This is a genomic window from Pararhizobium sp., assembly GCF_965279435.1.
Lineage (GTDB): Bacteria > Pseudomonadota > Alphaproteobacteria > Rhizobiales > Rhizobiaceae > Pararhizobium.
The window spans coordinates 745,275-757,550 of record NZ_CBDIHY010000002.1 but is presented as its reverse complement, the minus strand read 5'-3'; the positions used below and the strand labels follow the sequence as shown (position 1 = coordinate 757,550).

Genomic DNA, 12,276 nt, shown 5'->3' with positions numbered 1-12,276 from the left:
GTTACTCCGCAGCTTCAACGAAGCGGTGACGCTCGTAGAGGAATTTCAGGACGGCCTCACGGCATTTGAGATAGGTCCGGTCCGAGGCAAGCTCGATGCGGTTTCTGGGGCGGGCGATCGGCACGTCGAGCACTTCGCCGATGCAGGCAGCCGGGCCATTGGTCATCATGACGATCCGGTCGGAGAGCAGAACGGCTTCGTCGATGTCGTGGGTAATCATCAGCATGGTGTTACCAAGGCGAAGGTGGATCTCCATCACCGCGTCCTGCAGATGTGCCCGCGTCAGAGCGTCGAGCGCGCCGAAGGGTTCGTCGAGCAGAAGAATCTTCGGCTCCATGGCGAGCGCCCGGGCGATGCCTACGCGCTGCTTCATGCCGCCTGAGATCTCGGACGGCCGCTTGTCCTTGGCGTGCGCCATCTGGACGAGATCGAGATTGGTCATGACCCAGTCGTGGCGTTCGGTCTTGCTCTTGGTCCTGCCGAAAACCTTGGAGACGGCGAGGTTGACGTTCTCGTAGACCGTCAGCCAGGGAAGCAGGCTGTGGTTCTGGAAGACGACGGCGCGTTCCGGGCCGGGTGCGTTGACCTCGCGGTTTTCCAGAAGTACCGCGCCGGAGGAAACCGGCGTCAGGCCCGCGATGAGGTTGAGCAGGGTTGACTTGCCGCAGCCGGAATGCCCGATGATCGAGACGAACTCGCCCTTGCCGATCGTCAGATTGATGCCCTTCAGCACCTCGGCGCGTTGACCGCCCCGGTCGAAATGCTTGTCGATATGATCGAGTTTCAGATAGGCGTTCATGAACGGGGTCCTCAGTTGGCGGAAGCGCCGCGGGTGACGATGGTGCCGACCGCTGAGACCAGCTTGTCGAGAATGAAGCCGACGACGCCGATATAGGCGAGCGCGACGATGATGTCGGGCAGGCGCGAGGAGTTCCACGCATCCCAGATGAAGAAGCCGATGCCGACGCCGCCAGTGAGCATTTCGGCCGCGACGATGGCAAGCCATGACAGACCGATGCCGATGCGAAGGCCGGTGAAGATGTAAGGTGCAGCAGATGGCAGCATGATCTTGAAGAAAAACTCGAACTGGTTGAGGCACAGCACCTTGGCGACGTTGCGGTAATCCTGCGGGATGTTGCGGACGCCGACGGCGGTATTGATGATCACCGGCCAGATCGAGGTGATGAAAATCACGAAGATCGCCGAGGGGTTCGAGTCCTGGAACGCGGCGAGCGACAGCGGCAGCCAGGCGAGCGGCGGCACGGTGCGCAGGATCTGGAAGATCGGATCGAGACCGCGCATCGCCCAGATCGACTGGCCGATCAGCGCGCCGATCAGGACGCCGGCGACGGCGGCAAGCCCGAAGCCGTAGGCGACGCGCTGCAGCGAGATCAGCACCCGCCAGCCAAGGCCGATATCCTGCGATCCGTAGTTGAAGAACGGATAGGCGATCAGGTCGTAGCTTTCCTGCCAGACCTGTGACGGTGGCGGCAGCGTGGCGCCGGCCTCCGAACAGAGAATCTGCCAGATCACTAGAATGACGGCCAGCACGATCAGCGGCGGCACGACGTTGCGGGCAACGGCAAGCGCGACCTGCTTCGGCTTGAATTTTGAGGCCGGCCGGCCCGGCAGGGTGACGATGCTTGCGCTTGTCTTGGGCGGTGCGGCGGTCACGATTTTTTCCGTGCGGGCCAGTGCGGGCATGGAATGTCTCCTGAAGGTAAAGAGGAAGTCCGGCGCAAACGGTCATGCGCCGGGATTGTTTTGGTCAGGACGCCGCCTTGATCGACAGGCTGTCGAGATAGGCGGAGGGATTTTCGGGATCGAAGACCTTGCCGTCGAAGAAGGTTTCCTTGCCGCGCGAGGTCGTGGCCGGAATGTCCGACGCGGCAACGCCGAGGTCGGCAGCGGCGGCACGCCAGATGTCTTCGCGGTTCACCTGGTCGACCAGTGCCTTGATGTCGGTACCGGGTGCCAGCTTGCCCCAGCGGATGTTCTCGGCCATGAACCAGGTGTCGTGGCTCTTGAACGGATAGGACGCGCCGTTCGCCCAGAACTTCATGTAGAGGTCGGTGCCGTGCACGACGCGGCCATTGCCGTAATTGATGTCGCCCTTCAGGCGGCCGATAATGTCTTTCACCGGAACGTTGAACCATTGGCGCTTGCCGACGATCGCCGCCATCTCGTCCTTGTTGTCCATGCTTTCGCACCATTGCTGGGCTTCCATCACGGCCATCATCAGCGCCTTGGCAGCGTTCGGATTTTTCTCGACCCAGTCAGCGCGCATGCCCAACGCCTTTTCCGGGTGACCCTTCCAGAGTTCGCCGGTCGAGGCCGCAGTGAAGCCGATGCCCTGATTGACGAGTTGCTCGTTCCAGGGCTCGCCGACACAGAAGGCATCCATGTTGCCGACCTTCATGTTGGCCACCATCTGCGGCGGCGGCACGACGATGGTGGAGACATCCTTGTCCGGGTCGATGCCGCCTGCAGCCAGCCAGTAGCGAAGCCACAGGTCATGCGTACCGCCCGGGAAAGTCATCGCGACCTTCACTTCGCCGCCGTCGGCCTTCTTCTTTTCAAAGGCTGCCTTGAGCTTGGAGGCATCGAGCTGGACGCCGGTGTCGGCATATTCCTTGGCAACCGAAATTGCCTGGCTGTCGCAATTGAGGCGAGCGAGGATCGCCATCGGCACGGGAACATTGTTCTGCGTCACCTTGCCAGTGTGCATCAGGTAGGGCATGGGCGAGAGGATATGGGCGCCGTCAATGCCGTTGGCTACGCCGCCGAGCACGAGGTTGTCGCGGGTCGCACCCCAGGAGGCCTGCTTGGCGACTTCGACATCCGGCAGCCCGTGCTTATCGAAAAAACCCTTTTCCTTGGCGATGATCAGTGCCGCCGAATCCGTCAGCGCGATATAGCCGAGCTTGACGCCGGTCACTTCGGGGCCGGCCGTGGCGGCAAAGGCGCCGGACGGGAAGGCCGTCTTGATGGTGCCGAACAGCGCGGCGGTTGCGGTCGTCTTCAGGAGGCTGCGACGGGTGATGCCGTTGCTCAATATCGTCTTCATGAACAGTTCCCTCTGCTGTGGCCGGTCGAAATTTTGGCAATAAAAAAACGCCGCTCGGAGATTGCGTCTTCGGGAGAAAAAGATTCCCGGACTGCAAAAACCTTGCGACGTCGATGTCTCTACGAGCGCCTGTCTTGGGCTCGGCTTACTGCGATCGCCATTGACCGCAGCTAATTATACCAAGCAAAGTCTGTGCCAGTTTCGAAGGAAAGTATTAGCGCTTTGAAATTGAACGGGTTTTCATCGATCTCAGAGCCGCGCGTAAATTTTGACCATGTCCTGCATATGCAAAAATTTTCAGCGTCTGCTTTGGCGCACTCATTTCCAGGTGGGAAATTTTGTGCAACGCAAAATTCGCCGCCGTCAGTTTTCCTCGGGGAGCGACCCGCTGCGCATGACGCTTTTGACGGCAAATCCGGCGATATAGTCGGCGATCCGGCCGGGGTCGAAAATCTGCCCGTCCATGAAGCGGTCGCCATCCACGGCGCCTTCGACGCGAATATCGTCATCCAGCAGAGGTGCTGCGTCCGCTCCAAGCGCCAGGCGATAGATATCGGGTCGATAGGCCGCCGCCGCCGCCGTCATGCCGGTAGAGGAAAGATCGGTCTGGCCCCAGCGGATCATCTGGCTGTAGATCCACAGCGCCTGGCTCGGACGCGGGTAGTTGGCAAAGCCGGCATGAAACTTGAAATAGCCATCGATGACGCGGCGATTGCCTTGATCATCGAGATTGAATTCGCCGGCAAGCACGCGACGAATGATATCGACGGGTGCGGCGAGGTAACGGGTATCGGCCAGCGCCTCCGATAACGCATCGTGATTGTCCGGGCGGTCGCACCAGCGCGCGGCCGCATCCAGCGCGACGATCAGCCGGGAGACGGTTTCCGGATGCGTTTCGGCCCATTCCGGCCGCATGCCGATGACTTTTTCGGGGGCGGATGGCCAGATATCCTGTTTGGCCGCGACGATGCGGCCGACGCCACGCTCGGAAGCGACCATGTTCCAGGGCGCACCGACACAGAACCCGTCGATGGCGCCGGCGGCCAGCGCATCGGAGGTCAGCGGCGGCGGCACGACCACGAGCTTGACATCACGATCCGGATCGATGCCGCCGGCTGCCAGCCAGAAGCGGAACTCGTAGTTGTGCGAGGAGAAGGGGTAGGTGACCCCAAGCGTCGGCAGCGGTTCGCCCCGCGCCTTCATCCCGCAGATGGCCTTTGCCAGGGCCTGCGCATTTTCAAGTGCGCTCGCCGTTTCCGAAAGAGCTTCCACCTGCTGCATGCGAGCATAGAGCCGGGTTGAAAGCGTAATCGCGTTGCCGCCGCGCCCGAGCGAAAAAGGCGTGATTGTTGGCGAGGGGTTGGAACCGAGGCCCAGCATCGAGGCGACCGGCATGGGCGACAGCATGTGGGCGATGTCGAACTGCCGGAAGGCGAGCCGGTCGCGTACGTTCGCCCAGGAGACATCCTTGACCAGATCGAGGGCGATGCCTTCCTTCTGCGCAAAGCCGAATTCGGATGCTGCGATCAGCACGGATGCGTCAACCAAAGGAATGAAGCCGGCCCGCAGGGTGCGCGAGCCTTCGCCAGCCAGGCCGGCGGGTGCGGCAAGACGAGCGTGCCCGGCGTCCGGTCCATTCTGCATGCCGTCAAGTTTCGTCATCATGTTCACTCCACTCTCCCACGCCGGAAGATGCCTGGCCGATATGCGTCCATCACATCAGCAATCCTGCTGCGGTGACGACACTTTGGGCGATGTCGGCCATTTTCTTCTTTTCATTCATCGCCGTCTGGCGCAGCAATGCGAACGCCTGCTCCTCGGAAAGGCCGCGCATCTTCATCAGGATACCCTTGGCGCGTTCGACGATCTTGCGTTCTTCCAATGCAGATTTCGCGTCGGCGAGTTCCCGCCGCAACCGGCTGAAAGCATTGAAGCGGCTGACGGCCATGTCGAGAATGGGCTTGACCCGCTCCTTCTTCAGGCCGTCTACAATGTAGGCGGATACGCCGGCATCGACGGCTGCCTCGATGGAGGCGGTATCGGAGCGGTCGACGAACATGGCGATCGGTCGACCGACCGTACGGGTCAGCTGGAACAGGTGTTCCATCATGTCGCGGTTGGGATTTTCGAGATCGATGAAGATCACATCCGGCTGCAGCGTCTCGATGACGCGGGCAATACCGTTCACTTCGTGCACGACAGTGACCTTCGCATGCCCGGCCTCTCGCAATCCCTCCTCAATGATCGAGGCGCGAATTGTGTTCTCGTCGATCACAAGAATGGTGAGATCCTGATAAGCCATCGCTCATTCATGCCGCAGTGCAGCAGATTGTGCAATATCGATTGGCCTAAAATAGCAGCACAACCAGAATCGATTAAATTTTAGGCGAAAATATTAGTACGCCTCTACCTGCTTTCGTCCAAGTGATGAAATTCAGAGCGACGTGAGGTCGCAATGAGCCTATTGGAAAGATACCCTCATAAACCCTGGTCATATTAGGATAATGGGGGCGTAGGACTGTTACAATCAACGTTAAGCTCTCACGGGTAGACGATGTGGTTACAGTTGCAGCCCGAGCATGTCTGGTTCGAAAAACTGGATTCGCTTAGGCCGTAGACTCATAACGATCTGATCCAAATTCTAGCTGCGAGTAGATACGGGTAGACCTTGTGCCCTTGTACTGGTTTCGAGGTGTTGGGACGACGGTAAATCGCCTCGATGCCCCATCCTCTTCATCAGCGTGGCGACGTGAAGGCGCCCTACGGCAAACTCTTTCGCCTTCAAAAGTCCTTGCAACATGCGGCTCCCGGAAAATGGATAGTCGAGATGCAGTTCGTCGATTCGGCGCATCAGAGCCAGCTCGCCCTCAGACGCGGGACGAGCCAGATAATAGACGCTGCCCGGCTGAAGCCGAGAAGCTTCGCCTGCCGCACGACAGGCAATTTGTGCTTGCGGTTGATCATTTCTTTTCGCTCAGCAATCCGGCTTTGCCGAGCGCATTGGGCAAAAATCGTTCTCCAATGTCAGCGCGCCTATTATGGCATGAAGCGTTTGATATCGACGGCCGGTGTCGCCGCTTCCGTCTTGGTTTCACCAACAAAAACGCCGATCGCTCCCTCAAGGAGTTGGTGTTTCCACTGCTTGATCTGGTTGGCGTGGACGTTGAACTGTCGAGATAATTCTACCAGTGTCTGCTCGCCACGGATTGGGGCAAGCGCCACCTCCGCTTTGAAAGCCGGGGTGTGGTTCCGGCACGGTCGTCTCGTCATGGTCTCTCCTGTTTCCAGGATCTAGGCTCAGGCCCTATTGATTAAACTCCTTTTCAAACTCGGTGGGTTTTGATTCACTGTTGGCAGGAGGATTTGCCATGAGTGATTTGTTTTTGCTGACGCCCTCGCAGCTTGCTCGGATCAGACCGTATTTTCCACTTGCTCACGGCATCCCCCGTGTCGATAACCGGCGTGTGGTCAGCGGCATTATTTACGTGCTTAAACATGGACTTCAGTGGAAAGATGTGCCGAAGGAATACGGTCCTCACAAGACGTTGTATAATCGCTTTATCCGATGGAGCGAGTTGGGCGTCTTCAATCGGATTTTCGAGCCGCTCGCGGGCAAAGCGGGCCAACCGGATCGATTGATGATCGATGCGACCCATCTCAAGGCCCATCGCACCGCAGCCAGCCTGCTAAAAAAGGGGCTCTTTCCCGCTGCATCGGACGAACGAAGGGTGGCCTGAATTCCAAGCTGCATGCCGTCACCGATGGCAGGGGAAGGCCATTGCTGTTCTTGCTGACGGCGGGCCAGGTGAGTGATTACAAAGGTGCACGGCATCTGCTTGAGCGTCTGCCGAAAGCAAAAGAACTGCTGGCAGATCGTGGATACGATGCCGACTGGTTCCGCAACGGATTGAAAGAAAAGGGGATTTCTCCCTGCATTCCACCGGGGAAAAAGCGCCGAGACCCGGCCCACTATGACGAGTTTCTCTACAAGCAACGCCACCGCATCGAGAACATGTTCGGCAGGGTCAAGGACTGGAGACGCATCGCAACAAGATACGATCGATGTGCCCACACATTCTTCTCAGCCATCCCCATCGCCGCAACATGCTGCTACTGGATGGATTAATGAGTCCTGAGCCTAAGCCAAAGTCAGGCAGAATTCCACCTATCCCTGCTGTCCAGCTTTTACGAGCCACCTCTGACAGCAATTTTCTTCAATACAGGTTATTCCGGGTGCTACGATATTCAATTATGAAGACTGATCGGACAAGTCCCCAAACGGCTGGAATGCGTGCGGTTGAAAGAACAGACCGCGCGCATTTTTTTGTGGCTAAGAGTTTTGATCAGCCTGAGTTCGTCACAGCCAGCGTTTCGGCCCAGCGTCAGGCACCGCACTCTCACGAGACGTACGTGATTGGAGGCATCAGTGGAGGACACGGGACACAGTTCATCCGCGGTAGCCAGAGGCTGGCCGGCTCGGGCGATTTAACCTTGTACAATCCAGGTGAAGTCCACGACTGCGCGCCTGGGTGCGAGGCCGGGTTTGACTATCGCGTGTCGTATCCCAGCGTCGATATGATGAAGCGCGTCGCCAAGGAGGTCTCGCGCCATTCTCGCATAGATACACCGTTCTTCAAGGCGCCGATCGTCTGCGATCCAAACGGTTTGGCCGCGTTTACGGTGGCGCACCGCACCATCGAGCTTGGCGGGGATACCTTGGCTGGGGAGGAACAGCTGATCGAAGTTTACGCTGGCTTTCTCGTTCGGCATGCGGAAATCATACCGGCATCCATTGGCCGCGAGCAGGGACCCATCGAGCGCGTCAAAGTTATGATCGGCGACCGATGCACCGAAGATATCTCCCTGGCGGAACTCGCGGCAGAGGCCGGCCTTTCGCGCTTTCACCTGATCCGCGCGTTTCAGCGCGCCACCGGTCAGACACCGCATGCCTACGTTATCAATCGTCGCGTCGAACAGGCAAAGGTAAGGCTGCGCGCGGGAGAAAAACTGAGCGCGGTCGCGGTCGCCACTGGCTTTTCAGACCAAGCCCATATGACGCGTGTCTTCAAGGCGCGCGTCGGTGTAACGCCTGGGGTCTATCGTGCGGCGGTCGCTTCATAACCCTTCCAAACAATTGGCGTCGAGCACCAGAACCTTGGGCGTGTCGGCGGCTCGGAAATGGTTGCGCGCCATCCTATAAGACAGATTTCCGTATGAGCGCTGCGTATACTCGATACGGCGGAAATAACCTTTTTCCCAGGTGAGGAAGATCCTCGCCGGAACTGTGATGCCTCCATTTGAAGGCGTGTGGGCTGAATTTACGGTGCAGAAAACTGAGAAAGCGATGGTTTTTCCAGCTTGCACTTCTGCCGTCTAAGAACATCTGAGATGGGCTGAATCAAAATTGGACCACAGCAATTTGCTTCAAGACTAAGCTCTCCCGCTACTGCAGCATTCGGCCATGAAGGGTGATCTCCTCATAGGCACGTCAAGTCTCTGGCTTGTCGAAATCTGCAATGTCGCAACGTAATAGTCCCACGCACAGGATACAGCATGTCGAGTATACAATCAGATGCCCTGAAGTCTCTGTACAAAAGTTGGGCCGCCTCCATGGCCGACAATCCGAACATGCCCCTTGATGAATTGCGGCGTATGTTTGAGCACTGGGCCGATGTGACAGCTGAGCCAGGTGGGGTGGACTACATTGAAGTCGATGCCGGAGGCGTTCCTGGGCTCTGGGCGGTACCGAAAGGTGTGAGGCAGGACAGGGTTCTGCAATGCACACATGGCGGGGGATACGTCTGCGGTTCCATGTATTCGCATCGCAAGATGTACGGCCATTTCGCCAAGACATTTGGTTGCCGAGCCCTAATCCTGAACTATCGTTGCGCTCCCGAGCATCCGCATCCAGCGCCTGTCGACGATACGACAAGCGCCTATCAGTGGCTGCTGGATCAGGGCATCCGGCCGCAGCACGTTGCCCTGACCGGTGATTCGGGTGGTGGTGGGCTCGCTCTTGCAACGGTGTTGCGAGCGCGAGAACGCGGCCTGCCAATGCCATCGGCGGTGATACCCCTGTCGCCCTGGCTCGACATGGAGGCGACAGGCGAGACGTATCAATCGAACAGCGACAAGGATGCCTTGGTGACGCGGGGAATTGTTTTGGGAATGGCAACCACTTTCCTGGGGGAGGGCGGCAACCGGCAGGATCCGTTGGCAAATCCGCTATTGGCTGATCTCCGGGGCATGCCGCCTATGTATATTCAGGTTGGGGGCGACGAGACATTGCTCGACGACAGCCGCAGGCTCGCCGAGAAGGCACGCAGCGAAGGGGTTGAGGTAATCTTCGAGATCGAGCCGGGCATGCAGCACGTCTACCATTTCCTAGCAGGTGTCACCCCGCAGGCAGATGCGGCAATCCTGCGTCTGGCTGATTGGGTCCGCCCCAAGCTTGGACTCGGTTGACTATGTGCTCAGATCATTGGGCGGGCGGATACCGTTATCCAGTCAATACTGCAGTCATTGACCGTGACACTCTTCCAATGCGCATCATACCGAAAGCGAGCCAGATGGCTCTTTATCGGATAAGTCTTTGAGCGAGGTGGACAAACACTGCTGTTGCCTGCCTCGGCCAAACGAGTTTGCTGAGCGCCCCCCTATTCTAATTACCAAACTGCACCCCGATCTAAAAAGCCCGGCACTGTGGCCGGGCTCTCAATTTTAGTGGCGATGCTCGGGCATCGCTTTGAGTTGGTCCTTCGTCCAGGTCGTCACGGCATGGACATCACCGTCTTCGTCCCGCATGAATTCAAGATCGGTCAGCGGCACGCCGACTGGCTTTGCTCCGATGCCAAGAAAACCGCCGACGTCAATGACTGCAGTACTTCCGCCGTGGATATGATCCAGCTTGCCGACCTTGTGATCGTCTGCACCATAGATTGTCGCGCCCTCGAGCACGGCCGGGGTCAGTTCCGAAGTCGCAAGGCGAACGTGATTGGTATGATCCATTTTCTGCTCCTTGGTTGTGTTCAGTCCGAGAAACCCAATTCGGCATCGTTTTGTTCCCGCGCTGCCTGCATGAAGGGTGCGCAATTGAGTGAAGCTGGTTAGTTTGATTATCCAATATCTTGGGCGTCGCGTGGGTCGGCGGTTTGTGAATTGCAAAGTTGTGGTATGGTTTTGAAGCAGCCGGTCTCACCCCGCAAGTGTCCAGGACACAACGGCTTTTTCAGACTTTTACATGAACGGGGGGTTCACATCGGGTTCATCACGGGAAGCGCAAGGTCCATCCAAACCTTGAAAGGATGGACTATGAATAGAATTGTCTCAGCATTGAGCGCAGCCGCCATAGCGGTGGTTGTCGGCTTGACGTCGTTCACACCGGCATCCGCTGCGCCGGTGCCAACGCAGGTGCAAGTCACTTCTGACGTGCAGCTCGCTCAGTACCGTCACAGGGACGATGATCAGCCTCGTTGGAAGAAACGTCAATACGATCGCCAGGACCGGGCGGGACGTCATAACAATCGCTACGATCGCGACAGGCGGGATTATCGCCGCCATGATCGTATGGAGCGACGTCATGACCGTCGCGGATATTGGAATGGTCATCGTGGCTATCGGGAGCATCGCCGTGGTTACCGGCGCCACACCGACGGCTACTATTACGCTCCATCCGTCTTCGAACTCTTCCTTCGATAACAACAAAAAGCCGCCGCCCCAAGGGGCGGCGGCTTTTTGCCAACGTCAAGTGTTTCCAACATTGTGATATTGAGCAGGCAGCGGTTTTCGCGGTACCGGAGGTTCGGGCGGCAGGTCTGTTGAGCCGATGCAGCCCACCGGAGACACGGGACAGATGGTTAAGGGTTTCTCTGTCTGCTGCGCTCCTCAAGGAAGTTGATGACGTTGCGCTGACCAAGTGGTGCTGATCCTCGCTCCTGGTTCGTGATTGCCTTCTCAGCAAAAACTCGACGATCAAGTCTCGGGCGGGTTCGCGTTGACGTGGGAAAACTCGTAACGTTAGACATCATTTGGGAAGAACAGCCTCAGCCAATTCTCCCGAGGCAAGCAAAGACGACAGCATATTACATAGCGGCGTCATCGTTGCGCTGATATGTAGAGATACACCATACGACTGTCTCATTCTATGCTCCCCGTTTTGGACGTTATCTTAAACGCAAAAACAGATTGCCTTGGCGCTAAAAACAGTCGGAGGTGTTTTAATGGTTGTTTATGGAAGGTCGCAGCACGTCTAAGTCGCCACAGACGCCCCTATTTAATGGGGAGGCCGAGTGGGCTCACCCTCGGCATCATCTAACAGCAGGAGTGCGTAATTAGGTGGCAGTTTGAGGACTTTTGCCAAATATTTTGCCATCAAAATACTCAGGCTTTTTAAACCCTGTTTCAGCAACGCTCTCTGTCCAGCAAAATAGCCTATTGCACTGACGACGAACTTTGCGCAACCTCTGGCATATATAGGTGGATGCGTATCCGCATGCGGATGTGTCGTATATGTTGAGGAGAGAATGATGGAAGATTCGCAACCGGTCATGCTGAGCGAAGAGCAGCTCGACGCGATCATTGGCGGCGTGAATAATGCCCTACAAAACGGTCTTCCGCAGGGCGGTCCGCTCGATATTGGCGGAATGGATATCGAGACCGCACTGATGGCCGTTCAAGGGGAGCGCACCCGGCTTCTCGACATTCAATTTCAAACACAAGTTGCTGAAGTTAAAGAGCGAAACAACACTGTCGCACAGCTGAACGAGGTCCTCCACGGTCTCAACAGCGCAAGTGGAGAAGAAAAACCGCCTCTATCGCTTAACGACAAGTTCGATGCGGGGAAACCGGATGGTCCAACCTGGGCTGAAAAACTCCAGGAGTTCGGTGTAAAGGCTGATGCGAACGGAAACGGTGCGCTGGACAAGGCTGAGATCGATTCCGCCGTCCAACATGTCAAGGGCCAGCTTGATGCTGCGGGCAACAGTCAGCATATGGATATGCTGCGCCTGCAGAGCCTTTCCAACAAGCGTAACGAAGCGTTCGATGTGATGACCAACTTCGTCAAGAAGATGCAAGACAGCCGGTCGTCGATCATCGGTAACATGCGGTAAATCATTGTGGTCTATCCAGTGGTCTACCCGATACTTATCAGTAGACCACTGTGATCCCCCATGTCTGGAACCACGCAACTTTTCCGACCGCAGGCTGTT

The 12,276-nt window shown here is 57.4% G+C and carries 11 protein-coding genes and 1 pseudogene; 5 read left to right on the top strand and 7 right to left on the bottom strand.

The window, feature by feature from the left end; translation table 11 throughout:
* Position 1: 1 nt before the first annotated feature.
* The 6 genes and pseudogenes from ACQY8Q_RS05000 to ACQY8Q_RS04975 all read right to left on the bottom strand — a co-directional run.
* Positions 2–799 (bottom strand): ABC transporter ATP-binding protein, encoded by a 798-nt coding sequence (locus tag ACQY8Q_RS05000; RefSeq protein ID WP_428425254.1) that lies wholly within the window; start codon positions 797–799, stop codon positions 2–4.
* Between the two features lie 11 nt (positions 800–810).
* Positions 811–1,704: a nitrate ABC transporter permease gene (gene ntrB, locus ACQY8Q_RS04995; RefSeq protein WP_428425252.1), complete on the bottom strand. Its 894-nt coding sequence runs from the start codon at positions 1,702–1,704 to the stop codon at positions 811–813.
* A 64-nt stretch (positions 1,705–1,768) separates the two neighbouring features.
* Positions 1,769–3,067, bottom strand: a complete 1,299-nt coding sequence (locus ACQY8Q_RS04990; protein WP_428425250.1) for a CmpA/NrtA family ABC transporter substrate-binding protein — start codon at positions 3,065–3,067, stop codon at positions 1,769–1,771.
* 363 nt (positions 3,068–3,430) lie between these two features.
* Entirely contained in the window at positions 3,431–4,711 is a 1,281-nt protein-coding gene (locus tag ACQY8Q_RS04985) for a CmpA/NrtA family ABC transporter substrate-binding protein (protein WP_428425568.1), read from the bottom strand.
* Positions 4,712–4,781: 70 nt separating this feature from the next.
* Positions 4,782–5,369, bottom strand: coding sequence for an ANTAR domain-containing response regulator (locus ACQY8Q_RS04980; RefSeq protein ID WP_428425248.1), 588 nt, complete (start codon positions 5,367–5,369; stop codon positions 4,782–4,784).
* 347 nt (positions 5,370–5,716) lie between these two features.
* Positions 5,717–6,337: pseudogene (locus tag ACQY8Q_RS04975) on the bottom strand (IS3 family transposase); the annotation flags it as partial.
* Between the two features lie 98 nt (positions 6,338–6,435).
* On the opposite strand from ACQY8Q_RS04975, the gene ACQY8Q_RS04970 reads away from it, so the two are divergent.
* The 3 genes from ACQY8Q_RS04970 to ACQY8Q_RS04960 all read left to right on the top strand — a co-directional run bounded on the left by ACQY8Q_RS04970 (position 6,436) and on the right by ACQY8Q_RS04960 (position 9,532).
* A protein-coding gene (locus ACQY8Q_RS04970) for an IS5 family transposase (protein WP_428425246.1) occupies positions 6,436–7,193 on the top strand; the annotation gives its coding sequence in 2 pieces (ribosomal slippage) (positions 6,436–6,769 and positions 6,769–7,193; 759 coding nt in all).
* Positions 7,194–7,318: 125 nt separating this feature from the next.
* Positions 7,319–8,188: a helix-turn-helix domain-containing protein gene (locus ACQY8Q_RS04965; RefSeq protein ID WP_428425244.1), complete on the top strand. Its 870-nt coding sequence runs from the start codon at positions 7,319–7,321 to the stop codon at positions 8,186–8,188.
* Between the two features lie 432 nt (positions 8,189–8,620).
* Positions 8,621–9,532, top strand: a complete 912-nt coding sequence (locus ACQY8Q_RS04960) for an alpha/beta hydrolase (RefSeq protein ID WP_428425242.1) — start codon at positions 8,621–8,623, stop codon at positions 9,530–9,532.
* A 255-nt stretch (positions 9,533–9,787) separates the two neighbouring features.
* Here the strand turns inward: ACQY8Q_RS04960 and ACQY8Q_RS04955 are convergent, their stop codons facing one another.
* Positions 9,788–10,075 carry a PRC-barrel domain containing protein gene (locus ACQY8Q_RS04955; RefSeq protein ID WP_428425240.1) on the bottom strand — a complete coding sequence of 96 codons (288 nt, stop codon included), beginning with the start codon at positions 10,073–10,075 and terminating at the stop codon, positions 9,788–9,790.
* A 571-nt stretch (positions 10,076–10,646) separates the two neighbouring features.
* Between ACQY8Q_RS04955 and ACQY8Q_RS04950 the strand changes: the two genes are divergently transcribed.
* The gene (locus tag ACQY8Q_RS04950; protein WP_428425238.1) at positions 10,647–10,832 is read left to right on the top strand and encodes a hypothetical protein; all 186 of its coding nucleotides are present in this window, start codon (positions 10,647–10,649) and stop codon (positions 10,830–10,832) included.
* A gap of 760 nt (positions 10,833–11,592) precedes the next feature.
* Positions 11,593–12,177: a hypothetical protein gene (locus ACQY8Q_RS04945; protein ID WP_428425236.1), complete on the top strand. Its 585-nt coding sequence runs from the start codon at positions 11,593–11,595 to the stop codon at positions 12,175–12,177.
* The last annotated feature ends 99 nt before the right edge of the window (positions 12,178–12,276 follow it).

Bases quoted from the DNA above. Each gene is read 5' to 3' on its own strand.
- ACQY8Q_RS05000 (WP_428425254.1), bottom strand. From the start codon at position 799: ATGAACGCCTATCTGAAACTCGATCATATCGACAAGCATTTCGACCGG.
- ntrB (WP_428425252.1), bottom strand. From the start codon at position 1,704: ATGCCCGCACTGGCCCGCACGGAAAAAATCGTGACCGCCGCACCGCCC.
- ACQY8Q_RS04990 (WP_428425250.1), bottom strand. From the start codon at position 3,067: ATGAAGACGATATTGAGCAACGGCATCACCCGTCGCAGCCTCCTGAAG.
- ACQY8Q_RS04985 (WP_428425568.1), bottom strand. From the start codon at position 4,711: ATGCAGAATGGACCGGACGCCGGGCACGCTCGTCTTGCCGCACCCGCC.
- ACQY8Q_RS04980 (WP_428425248.1), bottom strand. From the start codon at position 5,369: ATGGCTTATCAGGATCTCACCATTCTTGTGATCGACGAGAACACAATT.
- ACQY8Q_RS04965 (WP_428425244.1), top strand. From the start codon at position 7,319: ATGAAGACTGATCGGACAAGTCCCCAAACGGCTGGAATGCGTGCGGTT.
- ACQY8Q_RS04960 (WP_428425242.1), top strand. From the start codon at position 8,621: ATGTCGAGTATACAATCAGATGCCCTGAAGTCTCTGTACAAAAGTTGG.
- ACQY8Q_RS04955 (WP_428425240.1), bottom strand. From the start codon at position 10,075: ATGGATCATACCAATCACGTTCGCCTTGCGACTTCGGAACTGACCCCG.
- ACQY8Q_RS04950 (WP_428425238.1), top strand. From the start codon at position 10,647: ATGACCGTCGCGGATATTGGAATGGTCATCGTGGCTATCGGGAGCATC.
- ACQY8Q_RS04945 (WP_428425236.1), top strand. From the start codon at position 11,593: ATGGAAGATTCGCAACCGGTCATGCTGAGCGAAGAGCAGCTCGACGCG.